The sequence below is a fragment of the Paenibacillus sp. cl6col genome, from assembly GCF_900102125.1.
GTDB classification, from domain to species: Bacteria; Bacillota; Bacilli; order Paenibacillales; family Paenibacillaceae; genus Paenibacillus_B; species Paenibacillus_B suaedae.
Map to the genome: position 1 here is coordinate 520,266 of NZ_FNAZ01000003.1, position 21,786 is coordinate 542,051.

20 protein-coding genes and 1 other RNA gene are annotated in these 21,786 nt (G+C 48.4%); 1 reads left to right on the forward strand and 20 read right to left on the reverse strand.

Features of this window, described 5'->3' with window-relative positions; all coding sequences use genetic code 11:
• Positions 1–22: 22 nt before the first annotated feature.
• The 11 genes from BLS15_RS10405 to BLS15_RS10455 all read right to left on the reverse strand — a co-directional run bounded on the left by BLS15_RS10405 (position 23) and on the right by BLS15_RS10455 (position 9,370).
• The gene (locus BLS15_RS10405; protein WP_021256776.1) at positions 23–1,168 is read right to left on the reverse strand and encodes an LCP family protein; all 1,146 of its coding nucleotides are present in this window, start codon (positions 1,166–1,168) and stop codon (positions 23–25) included.
• Positions 1,169–1,180: 12 nt separating this feature from the next.
• Positions 1,181–1,459 carry a hypothetical protein gene (locus BLS15_RS10410; RefSeq protein ID WP_028531282.1) on the reverse strand — a complete coding sequence of 93 codons (279 nt, stop codon included), beginning with the start codon at positions 1,457–1,459 and terminating at the stop codon, positions 1,181–1,183.
• 60 nt (positions 1,460–1,519) lie between these two features.
• A complete protein-coding gene (locus BLS15_RS10415; RefSeq protein WP_021256778.1) occupies positions 1,520–1,804 on the reverse strand; it encodes a YlaH-like family protein in 285 nt (94 codons plus the stop codon).
• Between the two features lie 40 nt (positions 1,805–1,844).
• Positions 1,845–3,692 carry a translational GTPase TypA gene (typA, locus tag BLS15_RS10420; protein ID WP_021256779.1) on the reverse strand — a complete coding sequence of 616 codons (1,848 nt, stop codon included), beginning with the start codon at positions 3,690–3,692 and terminating at the stop codon, positions 1,845–1,847.
• Between the two features lie 173 nt (positions 3,693–3,865).
• Positions 3,866–4,354 carry a LiaF transmembrane domain-containing protein gene (locus BLS15_RS10425; RefSeq protein ID WP_021256780.1) on the reverse strand — a complete coding sequence of 163 codons (489 nt, stop codon included), beginning with the start codon at positions 4,352–4,354 and terminating at the stop codon, positions 3,866–3,868.
• A 255-nt stretch (positions 4,355–4,609) separates the two neighbouring features.
• Positions 4,610–5,269 (reverse strand): TerC family protein, encoded by a 660-nt coding sequence (locus BLS15_RS10430; protein WP_021256781.1) that lies wholly within the window; start codon positions 5,267–5,269, stop codon positions 4,610–4,612.
• A gap of 95 nt (positions 5,270–5,364) precedes the next feature.
• A complete protein-coding gene (gene thiI, locus BLS15_RS10435; protein ID WP_028531283.1) occupies positions 5,365–6,678 on the reverse strand; it encodes a tRNA uracil 4-sulfurtransferase ThiI in 1,314 nt (437 codons plus the stop codon).
• Positions 6,679–6,727: 49 nt separating this feature from the next.
• On the reverse strand, positions 6,728–7,897 hold the full coding sequence (locus BLS15_RS10440) for a cysteine desulfurase family protein (protein ID WP_090511355.1): 1,170 nt from the start codon (positions 7,895–7,897) through the stop codon (positions 6,728–6,730).
• Between the two features lie 239 nt (positions 7,898–8,136).
• Complete coding sequence (locus BLS15_RS10445; protein ID WP_021256784.1) at positions 8,137–8,493, reverse strand: hypothetical protein; 357 nt, start codon at positions 8,491–8,493, stop codon at positions 8,137–8,139.
• A gap of 29 nt (positions 8,494–8,522) precedes the next feature.
• Complete coding sequence (locus BLS15_RS10450) at positions 8,523–8,735, reverse strand: DUF1540 domain-containing protein (protein WP_172619413.1); 213 nt, start codon at positions 8,733–8,735, stop codon at positions 8,523–8,525.
• A 134-nt stretch (positions 8,736–8,869) separates the two neighbouring features.
• Positions 8,870–9,370 (reverse strand): DUF3907 family protein, encoded by a 501-nt coding sequence (locus BLS15_RS10455; RefSeq protein ID WP_028531285.1) that lies wholly within the window; start codon positions 9,368–9,370, stop codon positions 8,870–8,872.
• Positions 9,371–9,627: 257 nt separating this feature from the next.
• Between BLS15_RS10455 and BLS15_RS10460 the strand changes: the two genes are divergently transcribed.
• Positions 9,628–11,583, forward strand: a complete 1,956-nt coding sequence (locus BLS15_RS10460; protein WP_051613962.1) for a S8 family peptidase — start codon at positions 9,628–9,630, stop codon at positions 11,581–11,583.
• Between the two features lie 115 nt (positions 11,584–11,698).
• Here the strand turns inward: BLS15_RS10460 and rnpB are convergent.
• The 9 genes from rnpB to glyQ form a co-directional block, all read right to left on the reverse strand.
• Positions 11,699–12,096: RNase P RNA component class A (gene rnpB / locus BLS15_RS10465), an RNA gene on the reverse strand.
• Between the two features lie 54 nt (positions 12,097–12,150).
• Entirely contained in the window at positions 12,151–13,266 is a 1,116-nt protein-coding gene (locus tag BLS15_RS10470) for a Nif3-like dinuclear metal center hexameric protein (RefSeq protein ID WP_021256788.1), read from the reverse strand.
• Complete coding sequence (locus tag BLS15_RS10475) at positions 13,242–14,009, reverse strand: tRNA (adenine(22)-N(1))-methyltransferase (protein WP_051250033.1); 768 nt, start codon at positions 14,007–14,009, stop codon at positions 13,242–13,244. The genes BLS15_RS10470 and BLS15_RS10475 overlap by 25 nt, the downstream gene beginning before the upstream one ends.
• Complete coding sequence (locus BLS15_RS10480; protein ID WP_021256790.1) at positions 13,957–14,868, reverse strand: hypothetical protein; 912 nt, start codon at positions 14,866–14,868, stop codon at positions 13,957–13,959. The genes BLS15_RS10475 and BLS15_RS10480 overlap by 53 nt, the downstream gene beginning before the upstream one ends.
• Positions 14,869–14,962: 94 nt before the next feature.
• Positions 14,963–16,093: an RNA polymerase sigma factor RpoD gene (gene rpoD, locus BLS15_RS10485; protein ID WP_021256791.1), complete on the reverse strand. Its 1,131-nt coding sequence runs from the start codon at positions 16,091–16,093 to the stop codon at positions 14,963–14,965.
• A gap of 35 nt (positions 16,094–16,128) precedes the next feature.
• Complete coding sequence (dnaG, locus tag BLS15_RS10490; RefSeq protein WP_028531287.1) at positions 16,129–17,976, reverse strand: DNA primase; 1,848 nt, start codon at positions 17,974–17,976, stop codon at positions 16,129–16,131.
• 38 nt (positions 17,977–18,014) lie between these two features.
• Positions 18,015–18,530, reverse strand: a complete 516-nt coding sequence (locus BLS15_RS10495) for a YaiI/YqxD family protein (RefSeq protein WP_021256793.1) — start codon at positions 18,528–18,530, stop codon at positions 18,015–18,017.
• A 212-nt stretch (positions 18,531–18,742) separates the two neighbouring features.
• Positions 18,743–20,812, reverse strand: coding sequence for a glycine--tRNA ligase subunit beta (glyS, locus tag BLS15_RS10500; RefSeq protein WP_021256794.1), 2,070 nt, complete (start codon positions 20,810–20,812; stop codon positions 18,743–18,745).
• Entirely contained in the window at positions 20,805–21,692 is an 888-nt protein-coding gene (gene glyQ / locus BLS15_RS10505) for a glycine--tRNA ligase subunit alpha (protein WP_021256795.1), read from the reverse strand. Before glyQ ends, glyS begins: the two co-directional genes overlap by 8 nt.
• Positions 21,693–21,786: the final 94 nt, after the last annotated feature.

The window sequence follows — 21,786 nt, forward strand, 5'->3', positions numbered from 1 at the left end:
AAAATTGCATACCCTTATCCACTTAGGAGCCAGGTTGGGTTGTATTCGCATGCTGCGAGTCCGCTCCACCTTCTCCGGATAAGGTTGATTTCAATGATTTGCCGGCAAGTACATCCTTAATCGCCTGCTTGCCCTCTTCCAACTTCACCGTGTCCGGATAGATGTACGGGCTAACCCAATTCCCATCTACTGAAATGTAGTGAATGTTATCGCGGTTAATTCCTAAGTACGTAGAAATGGAACTTCGAATTTGATCCGGTGTCATATCAATTTTGAAGTTATCAGCCATCGCATCAATAACGCCTGTTACCTTTGTTAGTCCGCCAAGCGATTGCATGTTGCCGACGATTTCCTTCAGCACTGCATTCTGGCGGACGTTGCGATCCGCATCTGTCGTGCCCTTCGTCATTGGACGGCAGTTCGATTTGCGGTAGCGAACGAAGTCAAGGGCGTTCTTGCCGTCGAGCGTCTGCTGGCCTGTCTTCAGCTTGATATGGGTTCCATCCGCATTATCGTTATAGCACATATTCTGATCCACGTTCACGTTGACGCCGCCGACTGCATCCACGACATCAGAGAAGCCTTGGAAGTTAATCACTGCGGCATAGTCGATCGGCATGCCCATATACTTGCCAAGCATCAGTTTCATCTCATCTTCTGGAGTAGCGCTGTCCAGCTTGCCTTGCTCCTTAAGTGTGAAGAACTTCGGATAATAATGATTTAGCTTATCCGGATGATAGCCGGGCAGTTCGAAATACGTATCACGCGGCAAAGAAACAAGCACCGCTTCCTGTGTTTCCGGATGCATTGCGCCGACCATGACAACATCAGTACGACGTCCAGGCAGTTCTGGCCGATAGTCGATACCGAGCAAGATGAAGGAAAAAGGCTCCTTGTTCGGTGAAAGCGTATCTTGCACCGTTGAACTGCCGCCGCCCTGTTTAGCAACTGTAGAAATATCGTTCAACTTGTTGTTCGCATACCAAGCAAAATATCCGACAATGAATATAACGACAACAGCTGCGATAAGCGCGGTGATAAGGGTCACCTTCAACCATTTCGGCATCCCTCGCTTCTTCGTGGAAGACTTCCCTTCGGAGGGCTTCCTCTCAGGAGACTTCCGCCGTTTCTGCTTCGTTCTAGGTGGCAATGGTGTCGATGAATTCATATCTTACCTCACTTACTCATTGTATTTCGGATTCGCTTCGATGTCCTGCCATAATCGCTCTGCATCTTCGCGGTCGAATACTTCTGTACTCATTTCTTCTTCCCGCCAATACGTAATGACATATCGCTCATCCGATCCATCCAAGCAAGCCTCGAAGGAGGTCAGTTGATGATCCTCCTTCAAGATTGTCTCAAAAAATTGTACCGTCTCCTTCGCTGCCCCATCATCCGGGCGCTGCTCAGACACAATATGAATTTGCAGCCAATTGAATAGTGCAACTTGCAGCTTCATCATCCGGCCTTCTCTCCCCTTTGCGTGTCGGTGATGGTGATAACGATGACGCACAATCCATTAGTTCTTTGAATCTGTCGCCTTCTTGCGGCGAGCTTCCATAAAATAGCGAATGCGTACCATGAACATCAAAGCGACCGCGACAAACAAACATTGAATGATTGGCAGCTTGTCTATTTGGAAGATGAGCAGAACAAACGCGCCCAATCCCATCAGCAAATAGATCAGTACCTCCTTCAATATCGGGAGTTTCTGCACACGGAAGACTTTATTGAACACATACACGATTAACAGATAAATAAGCGCATAACTTACAAAGGGATGGGAAGCCAACCATTCCTGCATCGTAAACGCTCACTCCTTTGCCAAAGTTGTCCAAATCCCATTATACATGGGATTCGGATACTTTGCGCGTCTTTTCTGCGCGTTCACGCTCGCTTTTGTTCAGTATTTTTTTGCGTAACCGTACAGAAGACGGTGTAATCTCGCAATATTCATCATCATTCAAATACTCTAAAGCTTGTTCCAAAGAGAATAGAACAGGAGTTTTCATCTTGACAGTATCGTCTTTGGTTGCGGAGCGAACGTTCGTCAACGCCTTCTCTTTACAAATATTTACGACGATATCGTTGTCGCGGTTGTGCTCACCAACGATCATACCTTCATAAATTTCAGTACCTGGGTTTACGAACAACGTACCGCGATCTTCAACGGACATAATGCCGTACAGTGTTGAATTTCCTGTTTCTGTCGATACGAGAACGCCTTGGTGACGTCCGCCAACTTGACCGCCAGCATATGGGCCATAGCTGTCAAACGCGTGGTTCATGATGCCGTATCCGCGTGTCAGCGTCAAGAAGTACGTGCTGTATCCGATAAGACCACGTGCAGGGATCAAGAACTCCAAACGCACTTGGCCATTGCCATGGTTAATCATGTTGACCATTTCTGCTTTTCTCGTTCCCAAGCTTTCCATTACCGGACCTGTAGCTTCTTCTGGAATGTCGATAAGCAAGCGCTCAATCGGCTCCGTCTTCTTACCATCCACAACTTTGATGATAACTTCTGGTTTCGAAACTTGCAGCTCGTATCCTTCACGGCGCATGTTCTCAATCAAAATACTCAAATGCAATTCACCACGACCCGACACGATAAATGCATCCGGGCTGTCGGTCTCTTCAACACGAAGGCTGACGTCTGTCTCCAGTTCCTTCATCAAGCGCTCGCGCAGCTTACGTGATGTAACCCATTTACCTTCACGTCCTGCAAACGGGCTGTTGTTCACGAGGAACGTCATTTGCAGAGTAGGCTCATCAATATGAAGAACCGGAAGTGCTTCTGGATTCGCCGGATCTGCAATCGTCTCACCAATGTTAATATCCTTAATGCCGGCAATGGCAATGATATCGCCCGCTCCAGCTTCTTCTTGCTCAACACGCTTCAACCCTTGGAAACCGAACAACTTCTCGATGCGTGCCTGCTTCGTCTTCCCTTCACGGTTAATAACCGCTACAGATTGACCTTGACGGATCGTACCACGGTTCACACGACCAATCGCAATACGTCCCATATACTCGTTGTAATCGAGCAAAGTAACGAGGAATTGCAATGGCTCTTCTGGATTTTCAGTTGGTGCAGGGATGTGGGAGATGATCGTCTCATACAACGCCTGCATGTTCTCTTCCTGTTTCGCAGGATCGGATTCCATGCTCGATGTACCGTTAAGCGCAGATGCATATACAACTGGGAAGTCCAATTGCTCATCATTCGCATCAAGCTCGATGAACAGCTCAAGCACTTCGTCGATGACCTCTTCTGGACGAGCATTTGGACGGTCAATTTTGTTTACAACAACAATTGGCGTCAATTGGCTCTCAAGCGCTTTGCGAAGTACGAACTTCGTTTGCGGCATGCAGCCTTCAAATGCATCCACGACGAGCAATACGCCGTCAACCATTTTCATTATGCGTTCTACCTCGCCGCCGAAGTCAGCGTGGCCTGGTGTATCTACAATGTTAATCAGATTATCTTTGTACGTAATGGCTGTATTTTTAGCCAGGATCGTAATTCCGCGTTCACGCTCCAAGTCATTGGAGTCCATTGCGCGTTCTTGAATAGCTTCATGCTCACGGAATGTACCGGATTGTTGAAGCAGTTTGTCAACCAAAGTCGTTTTCCCGTGGTCAACGTGTGCGATAATTGCGATATTGCGAAGTAAGCTTCTGTCTTGCATCGTAAAATCTTTCCTTTCTGGGTGTGGAATCATACCAAAAATCCAAATCAAGCTAACCACGAATAAAGCCGCCATAGAGGGCGGCATCTATTCCTACGATAGGTCATTCTGAAGCATGTTAGAGCGGACACTTCAGAACTTTACGCTTACATGTTCGCCAGCTAGTGCTTCCATTAACGGAATCGATTTCTGAGTCCGCCAAATGCAAGCCCTGCTCCGGCAAGTATGAGTGCAACGGCAATCATATACGTACCAATTGCAAATACGAGCATCAAGATCAGCATGGATACACCGACCCCACCGAACAACAGCGCGCCTTGCCATGCGCCTCTCGGATGGTATGGATCGTATGCGTAGTATCCATACAGGCCCACGCCAATCCCAATGAGAAGCAGTGGCCATAAATACCCGAACAGTCTCCAATTGATCCAGTGGCTTAGCATGAACAGGACGCCATACATCGTCAGCATACCTGCTGGAACCATCATTACAGGCGGCAGGATTGCCATTCGTGCAAATACATACAAGGCAATACCGATAAGGAACATGAGGAGCGGCCACATCGTACCGCCGATGAAAGCAAACACTCCCATTTTCCCAAGCAAAATGAATAAGCCTGCAGCCAATATAGCAATGCCAATCACTTGTTGGTTTCTAGGCATAGGTCAACCTCCATGTCCAGATTTCTGATTCGGACACGATGTGACGCAATTCGCGTCGTTTTTTACTTTTTCTAGTGTATATGAAAGTTCGTAAAATTACTACCTGCTCCTTGAAAAAAACACAATACCCTTACCAAACCCTCCTGAGACTTCCATAACCGCCCTCTATTCATAATAGAAAAAACCTGCCATCAGCGTACTTCGGCAGGTACAAAGCATCTGTTCCGATTATCTATTGCAGAAGATCAAAAAGAGCTAATAACGTACCTGGCGCCGAAACCAAAATCCGAGCAGCACGACGAGCGCAAGAGCGATCCACGGGAATCCGTAATGAAGCTTGCTCCACATGGCGGGCAGCCATACCGCCAATCGTTCATCAGACGCAATCATCTCGCCCGCGGTATAGCCAAGTATCCCTGCACCCGCATACAGAAGCATCGGCATTTTCTGAAGCCATATGCTGATGAACCCGCTTCCCCACACGATAATAGGAATACTTAGCGCTATGCCGATTGCAACAAATGCCAGATTTCCTTTGGCTACCGCTGCAATCGCCAGCACATTGTCGAGACTCATGACCACATCGGCTAATAGAATAATTCGAATAGCCCCCCATAAGGAGTGGGCCTCGTTATCCCGGGTATCTGCAGGCTCCTGTTCAGCAATCAGTTGAACCGCGATAACGAACAACATAACCCCTCCCGCTGCCTTCAGGAGCGGAATGTTGATTAACCATAATGCCGCTACAGTCAGCACAATGCGAAGTACAACCGCGCCTGCGGCGCCCCACCAGATGGCCTGCTGCTGTTGTTGCTTAGGCAAGCGTCTGCTCGTCATGGCAATTACGACTGCATTGTCTCCACTAAGCACCAAGTTAATCAGCATAATCTCCACTAACAACCATATCGATTCCACAGCCCGTCCCTCCCCTGTAGTTAGGTCTATGACAGAGGAGGCCGAGCTATTCCGCTATTCGCTAGCCAATGCGTAGAACAAGTCAATCCAATTGTTTAGAACCAATCTCCAGTTGCTGGCGCTGCCGGCCCAGCAGACTCATCTGCTTTCTGTACAACCTGAGCAGGCTCATTCGCATTCGCTACCTTGTCTTTGTCTTTACCCGACAACACGATTGCATCATCAGGCGAGCCACCCGCCTTCAGCAGGATCGCTTCCGTGTTTTCCACAGCAGCTTTAATGAGATCATCCAGCTCGGGGATAGAACGTTCCGCATGCTCAACGATATTCAAATTCGGATTCGTCGCCGGCGATTTCGGAATGAATAGAGTACAGCAATCTTCATAGGGAAGAATGGACAAGTCGTAAGTTCCGATATACTCTGCTTCACGAATGATCTTATCCTTGTCCACCGTAACAAGCGGACGAAGCAATGGCAGATCTGTCGCACGGCCGATGACATTCATGCTGCCAAGCGTCTGGCTCGCAACTTGACCCAAGCTGTCTCCCGTTACGATTGCCAGCGCATTGCGCTGCTCTGCAATTTGTGTGGCAATGCGCAGCATGGCACGGCGCATCAGCGTAATAAGCAAGTTATCATGTCCACTCTGATGAAGGCGAGTCTGGATATCTGTAAAGGGAACCATATGCACACGCATCCGTCCTGCATAGTTCGCAAGCACTTGAGCAAGATCGAGTACCTTCCGCTGCGCCCGTTCACTTGTGAACGGATAGCTGTGGAAATGAATCGCATCCAGTTGCAGCCCTTTGCGCAATGCTTCATAGCCGGCAACTGGACTGTCAATCCCCCCAGATAGAAGCAGCACGCCGCGGCCGTTGGATGCCAATGGGAAGCCTCCCGCACCTTGTACAACTTCGCTATACACATAGGTCCATTCTTCTCTAACCTCAACGCGCAAATCAATTTCAGGCTTGCGCACATCGACCTTAAGCCCCTCAAACTCGCGCAGCACAGGCGCACTAACAAGGTAATTCATCTCCTGGCTGCCATGCGGGAATCCCTTCCAAGCACGCTTCGCAGAAACTTTAAAGGTTGTCCCATCCGCAGGATTCATCTCACGGATTAATTGGACGGCCGTTTCAATAATCGGCTCTAGCTCAGAAGGAGTTCGTTTAACTGGACTAATGGACACCACACCGAACACATGCTTGAGCACTTGAATCATTTCGTCTAATGGCTCACCATTCAGCTCAACATAGAGTCGACCGTATTCTTTAATGACTTTAGCATTAGGAAAAGGACTAAGCATTGCATTGACATGCTGGTAAGCTGCCTTTTCAAACTTGCTGCGGTTCTTGCCTTTAATTGTGATTTCCCCATAACGAAGAAGAATCATATCGTATTCCATGATTTTCTCTTTCCCTGCCTTTCGCTTGCTATCGATTCCAATACCTATATTATCGCTGCACAAGAGATTGCAATTGTTCTGTCATTTGCTTGAAACTCTGTACAAGCCGCTTCAACTCATCCTCAGAGCAGTTCGCATCCAGACTGATGCGGATTCCGCTTGCAGCAACTTGAGAGTCATGCGTCATCGCCAGCAGCACACGGCTGGGCTTATGGAGCTTCGATGAACACGCGGATTGTGTTGAGACAATAATGCCACGCTGTTCGAGGGCATGAACCACAACCTCTGATTTCATTCCAGGGTATGATACATTGATGATATGTGGAGCGCCATATGGAACAGCAGCAGGACTGTTCACAACAAGCGGCTTCATCTGTGACAAATGTTCAAGTACGAATTGACGCAGGCGAACAAGCTTGTCATAGCGTTCAGACTGCCCTTCGACCGCTAGTCTGACCGCCTTAGCAAGCCCTACAATGCAGGGGACATTCTCTGTACCAGGACGAAGCTCCCCCTCTTGAGAACCTCCATACATTAGCGGCTTCAATGCGACTTGCTTCCGCTTAACGAGCACGCCAGCCCCACGTGGCCCTTGAATCTTATGTCCCGAGAGACTATATAGGTCTATACCCCATTCAGCAAGACGAACGGGAACCTTGCCTAGGCCCTGCACCCCATCCACATGGAACGTTACTTTTGGGTAGCGGCGCAGCATATCTCCAATTTCTCCAATAGGCTGTATAGCACCCATTTCATTGTTGACGTGCATGATACTAACGAGTACTGTATGAGGCCGAATTGCAGCCTCCACTTCGTCAGGACGGACTCGGCCGTTCTCATCCACAGGAAGGTAGGTAACCTCAATCCCCTCCTGCTCTAACTGCTGAACACATTTATATACGGATGCATGTTCAACTTCAGATACGATCATATGGATTGGCTTGCCTGCAGCTTGATAGGCCTTCGCAATTCCGAATATAGCAATGTTATTGCTCTCTGTCGCCCCTGATGTGAACAGTATATCTTCAGGCTCCACTTCCAGGGCGCGAGCTACAACCTCGCGCGAGCGTCGAATAAGCTGCTCTGCTTGCCCCCCAGCACCATGAATCGATGAAGGGTTGGCATACACCTGCCCCATCACCTCCGCAACCGTCCGAATAACATCCGGATGGGGGGGAGTCGATGCACAATGATCGAAATACAACTGAGTTGCGCTCACCACATTCCCTCCTCATGACAACAAAAAAGATCAAAATCGGATCGAGGCGCAATCGGCTCCTCACCGTTGTTGATCTCATGTACGAAATAAGATGTTACTTATTTTACACGTTTCAACATAAAAGCACCATCCCTAATCCCATGTTCTTATCGATCCTTCATGCAGCTAATGCTCCCTTGCTCCCCATATAGAAAAAGCCTGATCCGGGGCAACTTACCGGTTCAAGCTTGAATGCTCACTTATGATGACATCGTTATGAATTGGACAAGGACGGCTAATAACCCAACAACGGTCGCAAAGATTCCAGATGAACGACTTCCCTGCAAGTAGGCAAGAACACCTAACGCGGCGGCCCCAATCCCCATCGGAATTGGAAATAGAAAGAAGGCGATAATCGAGAAAATAACGGCCAGCATGCCAATACCCGACCAATGATTGATCTTCGAATGCTGTGTTGCAATGCGAAGCGTGTCTGAGAGAGTTCCCGCTTCTTGCCCAAATTCTACATCCTGCTGCTGTTCTCGATTTCTCGCGGTATGACTTCTAACCCGGTGCCGCTTCAAACGGCGTGAATTGCGTGCTTTGTGACCTGACATCACACCTCACTCCTAGCTTCCGTTCAAGATCATTTGGGCACAAACGTCTGACAGCATGTTGAAGAGGACTTAGAGGCTGTATCCTTATGATCGCCTCGGAACGATTCGTCCGCGAACTCTGAATTGGCCTTTACATTAGCATGTGCATCAATATCAATCATAATTTCAGAAGCTTGACAGCGAAAATCCCCCCAAAATTTACAGTTGGATACGCTGCAGCGAACTACAGGTTTTTCACTCACATCCATCACCTCCGTGTTATCAGCATGTCCTAGTCCGTGATGTCATATCCTGCTCTCTTCCTGCCATGATCTAACGAAAAAGACGCTCCGTGGCATAAACGGAACGTCTTCGTAATTGATATATTTGGAATTCCTTATTTCGAGCCTTGCATACGACGCTGCGTTAAATAGTCACTCTCATAATAGGCAAGCTCATCGCGGAGATCTTCGAACAGCTTCACAACCGACAGAACAATATCCCTCGCTGCTCGAACAGGCTTCTTCCGGAAACGAATTGCGTCTTGACCCGTATACGCGTATCGACCATCCTCTGAATAACACTCATTCTTCGGGTAGAAGAAGGCATTCACACAATGATGATACACTTCGTACAAGCAGCGCTCGCCAAATGCCGTATCAAAGGTTGCTCTTCTTAACGCAACACCCAGCCGTTCATAGCTCTGCTCCGTGAATACGAGCAAATGCCGAATATCCGTCAGGAATCCTTTATAGAAACTAACAGTCTCGTCTTCCTCATTCCCTTGAACAAGAGCAGTTAGCGAATACTCATTTAAAAATTGCTCAAGCTTATCAATCGCTTCCTTAAGTTTGTCCTTCGAAACTTCGCATTGCTGCTTCACATTGGATGCTGGCATGAAAGCTCCCCCTTACCCCATTCGTCCATTTGGAATTTCAACTCTTCGGGCATCCGATTTGGAATCATTTTCATTTCCCCTTCATCCTACCACAATCCGATCATGATGGGTATCATTTTCCGCCGCGTCCCGAATAAATTCGTGTACCAATTCTCAACCTATAAACAGGTCTGTTCACGATACGATATCTGCAGCCGAGAGGCGCTTGATATCAAAAGGCAGGACAAATAGGAAGGAACGCTAGAGGAGGAAGTTGTATGCAGCGACGATATGTGGTTGGAATAGTTGCTCTCTGTGCAGCCATACTTACGATTCCGCTATTGTGGGCTCCAGATCGCCATCCCGAGCCAAGGGGCATGACGACAGCCGCACACGAAGAGAGCATGAAAAAACAAATCCTGAATCAGGACGTTACACGCACAAGCCGGATGTTCGCCATTGATTCCAGACGTGATCTGGAAGATGCGCTTGCCAATTGGGGAGCCAAGACTCATGCCCAGAAGCAGGATACCGTTCAGCAATTTATGAAATCCCATCCCCACTTCGTGTACATGAAATGGGTCGAGGGTGGTTCAACCGCTTGGGAGAAAGGAAATGTACCGAAGGATGAGCGCTGGGACGCCAACAAGCAGCTCGAGAGTTACGTTCGGACTGCTACCATGAACGTAACGAAGCAGCAGTCATATTCCTCTCCTGAAGTGTTAGTGAATGGGAAAAGCCATATGGTCATTGGCATTGCCTCTCCCCAATCGCAGCAGGGGATTGTCGCAATCGTGAATCAAGATGTCATCCAGACCGTACGCAAGCATCAGCAAAAAAATCTTCGGCTTGTACCTTACCCGCCTGAATCCAAGTACCGTGTCAAGTCTGTCGATTCCAACTCGATGCGGGATGTAAAGGTTCAAGACGGAGAAGATAACGCCGGCACAAGCCATTATTATGAGAATGAAATCGTCGTGCGCTTCCGTTCTGACCCCGACTCCATTCAATTGCAGCGTATGATGCGGGATACTGGGTGCGCACACCCGCGCAAGCTCGGTTACACGTATGTGTTTCGTTCTCATAAGATGAGTGTTAAGCAATTAACTTCTTATTTCAAACAATTCAATCCGATATACAGTGAGCCTCATTTTCTATATATGACAAATGAGAAGCCTTCACTAGTTCCATCGACTCCTTCTTCTCAAGCTCGCCCCAAGACATTGAATGAACCGACACAAGGGGATGCTGCTGAGGAGCCAAATGATGCGTTGTACAAGGCTTATCAATGGAATTTGCCGAATATCCATACGAACCGAGGATGGATGACGAGCAAAGGGGCCAAAGATGTCATTGTGGCGGTTGTCGATACCGGTGTCGATTCCAATCATCGTGATTTGCAAGGCAAGCTGCTGAAGGGTTATAACGTCTTTGATAAAAACCAGCCTCCAAAAGATGAAGTCGGACATGGTACTCATGTAGCCGGCATTATTGGCGCCACTGTCAATAATGGTGAAGGCATTGCCGGGATTACATGGTACAATCCTATTCTTCCAGTCAAAGCGCTTGACAACAACGGATCAGGTACATCGTACTCTGTTGCGGAAGGAATTATTTGGGCGACAGACAATGGAGCCAAGGTCATCAACATGAGCTTAGGCAACTATGTCGATGGCGCATTTCTGCATGATGCAGTCAAGTATGCCTATGATCGCGATGTCGTGCTGATCGCTGCAACGGGCAATGACAATACCCGGCGTCCTGGATACCCTGCTGCTTATCCTGAAGTATTTGCCGTATCCGCTACGGATGCGAATCAGAAGCGCGCTTCCTTCTCCAACTACGGCAACTACGTAGATGTTGTGGCGCCCGGCACGTCGATTGCAAGTACTTATCCGAACAATCAATATGCGGCATTGTCAGGCACTTCAATGGCTTGCCCGCATGTATCCGCATTGGCTGCACTTATTCGCTCCGTGAATCCTTCGTTAAAGAATACGGAGGTGTACGATATTATGCGGCAGAGTGTAGTCGACTTAGGAACACCGGGTAAAGATATGTATTATGGCTATGGTGAAATCGATGTCGCACAGGCCTTAAGCCTTGCAGAGCAAGGATCAACATCATTGTCGCTGCTTCCGCAAAATATTGCACGCGAAATCAAGCGCACGATTGCTCAATATGTGAAGCGTCCATCTACGCCATCTTCAATAATCCCCGCTTCCCAGCCGTAAACGACTTATGGCCGTGGGATGGGACATTGTAGATGATGTCCCCCAAACCAAAAACCCCCGCACAGCTTGTGTGCGGGGGTTATCTTATAGGCTTCGAACAATAAGTGTTGTAGCTCCGGAAAGTTTGCCGTAAGCCGGGTTCTGTACTGATCGTGGTATTACGGGAGCTACCCTTCCACTACAAAGTGACAATCATCTATCTAGACCGTACATTGCTGCACGGTTCAAGCGACCAACCCAGACGCACCTCGGGCTAAGGTTGCCCTTGCGGGCATGCATCTCATTAGGTCTTGCTCCAGATGGGGTTTACCAGGAACGAAGTCACCAACGCTCCTCGTGGTCTCTTACACCACGGTTCCACCCTTGCCTGTGCTGCCGAAGCAGCCATCGGCGGTCCATTTCTGTGGCACTATCCTTCAGCTCGCGCTGACTGGACATTATCCAGCACCCTGCCCTATGGAGCCCGGACTTTCCTCTCGTGACCAAGTCACCAGCGATTGTCTGTCAAACTTTCCGTCAACACTCGTTAGTATACAAGTTTCGCGCAAGAAACTCAACCGTCAACTTTTACAAAAACTGAAATGGCTCGGTATTTGTGGAAGAAGCTACGAATTGCGTCGATACTCCCTTGTCAGATGCCACCTGCTGCAGGCGTCCTGCAACATCCTGCTTCATCATCTTCTCTGCATTATGGCCCGGATCAATTATTGCAAGACCTGCAGCGAGTGCATCGTGGGCAGTGTGGTAATCCACATCTCCCGTGACGAGCACATCCGCTCCATGGAATATCGCATGATGGATATATCGGGCGCCTGAACCGCCGAGGACAGCAACCTTGCGTACAGAACGCTCCAGATTGCCGACCACGCGTACATTCGATACCTCGAAGCTGCTCTTCACCTGCTCTGACAATTGACGGAGAGTTACAGATTCCGTCAGCTTGCCTACTCGGCCCAAGCCATACTCTGTTCCTTGAATATCTACAGGGTAGAGATCATAAGCGACTTCCTCGTATGGATGCGCCTTAAACATCGCTTGCAGCACGCGGCTGCGAACCGACTTCGGAATAATTGTCTCAATTCGTACTTCTGGTACATTCTCCAGCTTGCCCGCTTGTCCGATATGCGGATTCGTGTCGTCGCCAGGCTTGAACGTGCCGAAGCCTTCACTATTGAAGCTGCAATGGCTGTAGTTCCCAATGTGCCCAGCCCCGGCATCCAATATTGCAGCACGGACTTCATCTGCATGCGTCTGCGGTACAAATACAACCAGCTTGTGCAGTTGCTCCTGCTGCAGCGTTTCGAGGACACGGACATTCGTAAGCTGGAGGCGTTCCGCCATCAAATCATTCATGCCCCCTACTGCCACATCGTAATTCGTGTGTGAGATATATACCGAGATGTCATGCTTGATAAGCTTCTCGTATAATCGGCCGGCAGGTGTATCTGTCTGTAAATGCTTCAAAGGTCGGAAAATGATTGCATGGTGCGCGATAATGAGGTTCGCTTGCTGAGCGATAGCTTCTTCCACGACCTCTTCATTCACATCGAGTGCAATGAGCACTTTCGCTACTTCCTTATTTAGCGAACCTAATTGAAGCCCAATTCGATCATCTGGTACAGCCAATGACTTAGGCGCAAGCTGCTCCATCCACTGAATTATTGTTGACCCTTTCGCAAACATTCAATAATCGCCTCCAGTTCCGCTTTGTTCTGAACGAATACTTCACGACGCTGCTTCGCCTCTTCACTCTCGGCCTGTTCCATCGTACGCAGCACACGCTCCCGCTTCGCTACTTCACGCTTCCATTTCTCAAAGAATACATCTGTAGGAGCTTGCGACAGCAGTGGGCCGAATTGCAGCAGCCACTCCTCTGACAGCGTCTTCCCACATAATAAAGGCCGAGACTCGTACAGACGAGCGTTATGTGTCTCTGCTGACTCGAACTGGCGCTCTGCAAGCAGAACCTCATAAATTTTGCCGTCTTCCTCTAAAATATGCTCCTTAAGCAGTGCCCAGCCTTCCTTGCGAAGCCAGCGACGAACGGTATCCTCACCCACATTCGGCTGGAGGATGAGTCGCTTGACCCCCTCAAGCTTCTCAGGTTGAGCTGATAATATACTGACAATGAGGCTCCCCCCCATTCCAGCGATAGAAATGCAGTCCACCTCATTAGGCTCCAATACGGCAAGCCCATCACCAAGCCGGACCTGTACAATATTCTCCAAGCGAGATCCGAGCACTTGACGTCTAGCTGCTTCATACGGACCTTGATTCACTTCACCTGCGACGCCATAAGAAATAATGCCTTGCTTTGCCAAATAAGATGGCAGCAGCGCATGGTCAGAACCGATATCTGCAAGTTTGCTGCCTTCAGGCACCCAATCCGCAATCCATTGTAGTCGTTTGGACAGTTTGATGTTCACGAATCCATTTCACCCACTGTTGTCTAAAGTAATATCCCATGTAAAACGTAATAAAAAGCTTCATTAGCATAAATAGCAGAACCTCGCCACCAGCATTAAGCTTCAGTGTGATGATTCTGCCAAGCCAAGCGGCCTCAGGCATATGCCAAGCAATCAGGGAAGCTATCAGCAGCCCTGCTGAAGCTGAAGGAAGAACTCTGTGCATCACCCAAGCCAGCCAGATGAATAATAAGCTCTCTGGAAGCCACAACCACTGCGTCTCAATGAGCGTAAGTTCTCCCCCCATTGAATAGAGAATTACCGCATAGGCGATCGCCAGCAGGAGCCAACCGAACCCCTGCATTCCGCCGCGCCGCAGTAGCAATCCTGTTATGATCCATAAGAGCCCTGCTCCAATCAGCCACAGCGCCACGCCATACCAAGAAAGCCATTGATGCAGCATGAGAATGGCAAGCGCGCCAAGCATGCTTACAGCGTTGCCGAGACTTGTAAATACCGCGATTTGCACTTTACTTTTCTTTGCCGCATACTTTGAATTGAAGACGGCAAGCCCATAGTTAATAAGGGCAAATAAGGCGACAGCCCCAATTTGCATTGGAATGTCAAAAGCGGTAAAATGAAATCCAGCAGTACAGAACAAACCAGAAATGATAAATAACGCCAGCCATTTGGCGGCAGGAAGATTGGCCAGCCATTCCGCGAAGCGTCTGTTAGATACCGCAGACGGCTCAGCTGCTTCTGTTGATTCTGGCAGTTGATACAATTGAGCAAGGAATTCGCAATAGCGTTCCGGCAATAATCGATTATGTCTCCAACGTGCAATTTCCTGCGACATCCATTGGCGCTGCTTCTGATCCATGAGGCTTGTCACGCTCCTGTGTGGGAATGCCTTACATGGCGACAAAAGACCTTCCCCACGCATACTGCGCGCAAGAAGGTCTCGTCGTTAGCCACTATTCAAGAAAATCTTTAAGTCGCTTGCTGCGGCTCGGATGACGCAATTTACGAAGTGCTTTCGCTTCAATTTGGCGAATCCGTTCGCGTGTGACACCGAATACCTTGCCTACCTCTTCCAAGGTGCGAGTACGGCCGTCATCGAGACCAAAGCGCAAACGAAGCACATTTTCTTCACGTTCTGTCAATGTGTCAAGGACATCCTCCAACTGCTCCTTCAACAGCTCATATGCTGCCGCATCAGCAGGTGCCAATGCTTCTTGATCCTCAATGAAGTCTCCCAAGTGAGAATCGTCTTCTTCACCAATTGGTGTCTCAAGCGATACCGGTTCCTGAGCAATCTTCATGATCTCGCGTACTTTCTCAACACTAAGTTCCATCTCTGCTGCAATTTCTTCTGGAGTTGGTTCGCGTCCAAGTTCTTGAAGCAATTGACGGGATACACGGACAAGCTTATTAATCGTTTCTACCATATGAACAGGGATACGGATTGTACGCGCTTGGTCGGCAATCGCTCTTGTAATCGCTTGGCGAATCCACCATGTTGCATACGTACTGAACTTGTATCCTTTGCTATAGTCGAATTTCTCAACAGCCTTAATCAGTCCCATATTTCCTTCTTGAATCAAATCGAGGAACAGCATTCCGCGTCCAACATAACGCTTCGCAATGCTGACTACGAGGCGCAAGTTCGCTTCCGTCAAGCGTTTCTTCGCTTCTTCGTCCTCCTGCTCAATTCGCTTCGCAAGTTCGATCTCTTCTTCTGCTGACAAGAGCGGAACACGGCCGATCTCTTTTAAGTACATCCGAACCGGGTCATTAATCTTAATTCCCGGCGGCAGCGATAAGTCATCATCGAAATGGAAATCTTCGTTATCCCCATTCTCCCGATCACCATTATTGCGATTGCCCATTCCATCTTCCGTTTCATTTACCACTTCAATGCCCAAATCAGATAGCTGTTCATAAAACTCATCCATCTGCTCAGGGTCTTGATCGAACGTCGATAACTTTTCAGTAATATCTTTATAGCTGAGCGAGCCGCGCTTTTTACCGAGCTCAATCAATTGATCCTTCACATGTTCCAACGCTGCTTCGGCATCTAGTCCAGTATGTTGATCATTCGCCATTTTCCGACTCCCTCCTCCCTAGAAACTTCTGCTTCCTACCGCTTCAGTTGTTGCTCTAGGGCTATAATATCTTGTGCAATTTGCGCGGCACGCAAGATGTCTCCAGAACGCTCCGCCTGCACCATTTCTTCCTTTTTACGCTCAATTTCACGATGCCTAGGCACCTTCAAGATCTGACCGATGTAATCGTCTAATAAGGCGGTGTCATTTCGCAATGGCACTTCAGCCATCGATATGGATGCAGCCGTTTTCTCTAATCGGTCATCTTGCAACGTCGCCAAATAACAACTGAAATCAGGCTCCTTGCCTTGCGCGTAATAAGCATATAGATAAGCGGCAAGTGCCGCATGATCATCTACATTGAATTGCTCACCAAGATTCCGCTCCACATAGTTGGACACTTCAATATCTTGGAACATTAGCGCCAGCAGACTGCGTTCTGCATAGACATATGCTGGACGCAACACGGGCGGGGAGATAACTTGTTTATCATTCCTAACATTATTCCACCAATTGTCTTGATTATCCCCGTTTTGGTTGTTTTTTTGCAGTTTTTGACGGATATTCGCGCATTCTTGCTTCAAAGAAGCAATCGCAGAATCCCCTGATAATTCAAGCAGTGAAGCGAGCTCCTTCAAATGCATCTCCCGTTCGACAGGAGATTCAACCTGCGCCACAACACGCAACGCCGCATCTTTGAAGCGCCGTTTGCCATCATCTTCTAGCAGTATATGATTTCGACGTAAAGATATAAGCTTGAATTTGGTTGGCGTAACAGCTGACGCGATGATCGCATGCCTGAACCGTTCAGCTCCGTGTGCCTTAATAAATTCATCAGGATCCATCCGATCAGGGAGCATGGCGACAGCAACATGAAGGCCGCTTCCCTCTAATAGGTCAATCGACTTCATAGCGGCTGCTTGTCCAGCATCATCGCCGTCATAACATAACGTAACACTATCTCCGAGCTGCTTCAGCAACTGGACATGCTCAGAGGTTAACGCAGTTCCCATTGTTGCAACGCCATTCATCACTTGGGCTTCCCACGCTTGAATAACGTCTGCAAATCCTTCAAACAGAACAATTTCTCCGCTGCGCTTAATGTGCGGTCTTGCTTGATGCACATTGTACAGCAGCTTCGATTTGTTGAATAGCATGGTCTCGGGTGAGTTCAAGTATTTGGGCTGACTTCCGTCCAGTACCCTTCCTGCAAATCCAACAATGCGTCCCCGGCGATCCCATATCGGGAACATGACCCGGTTACGGAAACGATCGACATACCCTTCACCATTCGTTCTAGCCGATACGATACCGCCCTTCTCTACCAGAGCTAGGTCGAACTGCCGTTTCGTTAGAAACTTCACGATCATATCCCAATTCGGCGGTGCGTATCCAATCTGAAACTGTTCGATGAGCTTGTCATTAATGCCGCGTTCACGCAAATAGCGAAGCGCTTCCTGACCTTCCGTCGTATTCATTAATATGTAATGATACATCTTCGCAGTCAGTTCATGTGCTTCAATCAGCCGATCCTTCGCTTCATTCCGCGGATTGCGTTCAGCATACGAGTCACCGCTTCCCCATGTTATAGGAATGCCCGCCAACTCAGCTAGATGGGTAATCGCTTCAGGATAGGAATATCCTTCAAGGCCCATCACAAATTGAATGGCTGTCCCGCTCTTCCCGCAGCCGTAGCAATGGAAAATTTGCTTCTCCGGCGTGACCGTGAACGATGGTGTCTTCTCTGAATGAAAAGGGCAGAGCCCCTTCAAATATTTACCGTTCTTCGATAAGTGGACGTATTGTCCAACAATATCGACGATATCGTTGCGCTTCAATACTTCATCGCGAACTTCGTCAGGAATAAGTCCATATCCGTTCATCGTCAATCACCTTCATCTGAACACGTATTACTAATTCGCTATGGGCGCATTTTCTCCTGCTCACGAAGCAAAAGTTTTGTCAGTTTATGTTGGAAAATTTCGCGGTCCTCTTCACTCATCGCTCGCGGACCTTTCGTTCGTAAACCTGCTCTTCTCGCTTTGCTTGAGATATGCCGCCTTGTGAGGTACTCATCTACATTATCGCCAGTCAGCTCGCTGCCTCTCGGCGTAAGTACGGATGCACCTCTTGGCAAACAGAGCGCGGCCAACCCGTAGTCGCCTGTAACCACTACGTCCCCTGACCGCGCTGTGTTGGCAATATAAATATCCGCCGCTTGAAACGCTTGATCCACAAAAACAGTATGAATATCAAGATTCATAAGCTGCCAGTCTGGAGCAAATGCAGCATAAGAAGCTACAAAAATAACTCCTGCACCCATTTCAATGGCTGCGGCAACAATTTCATTTTTCACAGGACAAGCATCGGCGTCTACTACGATTCGAAGTTTAGAAGACATGTTCTCACCATTTTCGTAAAGCGTCAGAACTTTCATTAATCGTTTCACCGTTTATATTATATACGCTGTATCGTTTAAAATTCCTGCTTCGAAATCCGGATTTCCTCTACATCAACTCAGTTTTTGTCGAATCGATGAAAATAAGGATGGAACATGTCGAAGAGAATCCGAAGAATCCCTTCTTCATGTTCCATCCATTTACAACAACTACCCTACTGTCCATAGACGATAAATCTCATTGTTGCTTATTACGCCCAGACAAGCTTGGAGAAATCTGCGAAGCGCTGAATGTCATTTGCAATATTCGCAAGCAAAGCCAAGCGGTTCACCCGCACCGCTTGATCCTCAGCCATAACCATCACTTGTTCGAAGAACGAATGGACTTCATCCTTCAGCTGGGACAATACGCTCAGTGCCTCTGATGGATTGCTATAAGCTGCTTCATAAGCTTCATGCACACGCAGCCAGCTCTCATGAAGATTGCGTTCTGCATCATGCTCGAACAGCTCAGAACGTATCTCCTTGCTGTCTGCTTTAGCAGCCAGATTACCTACACGGTTGAACGATTCAACCGTCAGCTTAAACTCATCTGCCTGTACAGCATGCATAAGTGCTTCTCCACGAGCTACTGTGAGCTTCACATCGTCATAGCCAGCAGCCATTACCGCATCAACAACATCGTATCGAACGGAATCAGACAACACATTCTTCACCCGCAAGCCGAAGAATTCATACAATTCTTTACGAACTTCCTCACGTTCACGTTTCAACAATCCTGCTTGTTCATATACATCAAGCGTAATGTTGAAGAGCGTATGCAAAGTAAGTGGAAGATTGCGTTCCAATAGAATTTGCACAATACCTGTCGCCTGTCTCCGCAAACCATATGGATCCTGCGATCCTGTCGGGATTATGCCGATGCCGAAGCAGCCAGTCAACGTATCCATCTTGTCAGCCATGCTGATAATCGAACCGACAAGTGAAGCTGGTGCTGGATCGCCTGCGAATCTAGGCTTGTAATGCTCATTGATCGCTTGGGCTACCGCTTCTGGTTCCCCTGCCTTGCGAGCGTAATCCTCACCCATAACCCCCTGCAATTCAGGGAATTCATAGACCATTTGCGTAACAAGGTCGAACTTGCAAATATCCGCAGCACGGCTTACCCACAGCGCTGTCTCACGATCCGTCTGAACCGCCAGCGCCAATGCATCCGCAATTGCATGAATGCGGCGCACCTTATCCCCGATCGAGCCTAGCTCCTCGTGGAACACGATTGAATCTAGCTTGTGCACGCAATCGATAATTTTAAGCTTTTGATCTTCTTCATAGAAGAACTTCGCGTCAGACAGGCGTGCGCGCAGCACCTTCTCGTTTCCTTTTGCAACCATCTCCAATCCCTTGGAGTCACCGTTGCGCACGGTTACGAAGTAAGGAAGGAGCTGGCCCTCTGCATTCAATACAGGGAAGTAACGCTGATGCTCACGCATCGAAGTAATCAACACTTCTTGAGGAATGTTCAAGAATGCTTCATCGAATCCACCGAACAATACGGTAGGGGTTTCAACCAAGAACAGTACCTCTTCCAGCAAATCTTCCTTAATCGCAATATGCCAATCCTTGCTCTTTGCCAGCTCTTGAATTTGGTTCTTAATATTTGCTTCGCGTTCTGCCACATCAACGATGACGGACTGTTCACGAAGGCGCTCCACGTATTGAAGCGGCGCATCAATAACCGCCTCATCACCAAGGAAACGATGTCCACGAGTCGTGCGGCCCGCTTTTACGCCTGCAATTTCAAGTGGGATAACATCCTCGCCATGCAGAGCAACGATCCAGCGAATCGGACGAACGAAGCGCATATCCTTCGCACCCCAACGCATATTTTTCGGGAAAGTCATTGCATGAATAATAGAAGTCAATCCCTCAACAAGAACATCCGCCGTATTCGTACCAAGGCTGCTCTTATTCGCGTAGATATACTCGACTCCGTTCAACTCTTTGAAGAAGAATTCCGACGGATCTACGCCTTGACTGCGTGCAAATCCAAGGGCTGCCTTCGACCACTCACCGCTCGCATCGTGAGCAATCTTCTTGGCTGGCCCCTTCACTTCCTCATGAACGTCTGTCTGCTTATCTGCAACGTCCTGAATGAGCACTGCGAGACGTCTTGGTGTTGCATACGCAGATACCGTTCCGTAGGCAATCCGCGATTCTGTCATCCAGCGTTCCGTACGCTCCTTCAGTTGTTCCATCGCACTGCGAATGAAACGTGCAGGCACTTCCTCTAAGCCAAGCTCGAGCAATAAATGTCTAGGCATCTTGTTCCTCTCCTTTCTTCAAGAGTGGGAAGCCAAGCTTCTCACGTTCTTCCAAGTAAGTCGCAGCCACATGGCGTGCAAGATTGCGCACGCGTGTAATGTACCCTGTACGCTCCGTTACGCTAATCGCACCGCGTGCGTCAAGCAGGTTGAATGTATGGGAGCATTTCAGCACATAATCATATGCTGGGAATACCAAATGGGCATCCATCGCACGATTTGCTTCTTTCTCGTACATATTGAACAACGTAAACAACATCTCCGTATCGCTTACTTCGAATGTATATTTCGAATGCTCGAATTCAGGCTGGTGGAATACGTCGCCATAAGCTACGCCTTCTACCCACTCCAGATCGAACACATTTTCTTTGTCTTGAATATAGGACGCAAGGCGTTCCAAGCCGTACGTAATCTCTACAGCCACTGGATGTGCGTCGATACCGCCCACCTGTTGGAAATAAGTAAACTGCGTAATTTCCATACCATCAAGCCATACTTCCCAACCTAGGCCCCATGCACCCAATGTTGGCGATTCCCAGTTATCCTCTACAAAACGGATATCGTGGATTGTCGGATCGATCCCCAAGCGGTTCAAGCTCTCCAGATATAATTCTTGAATATTGTCCGGAGATGGCTTCAAAATAACTTGGAACTGGTGATGCTGATACAATCGGTTCGGGTTCTCCCCGTAACGGCCGTCAGCTGGACGACGAGATGGCTCTACATAAGCTACGTTCCATGGTTCTGGCCCGATGGAACGAAGGAAGGTCATCGGGTTCATCGTCCCCGCACCCTTCTCTACATCATACGGCTGTACGATGATACAATTCTGCTCGGCCCAAAATTGCTGCAACGTCAAAATCATTTGTTGAAAATTCACAGTCAGGACTCCTTTGCCTCATATTGACGGCATTGACGTATGGGAGAATGCAAAAAACTCCCGCCTCTACGCCTGATGCCAGACGTAGGGACGA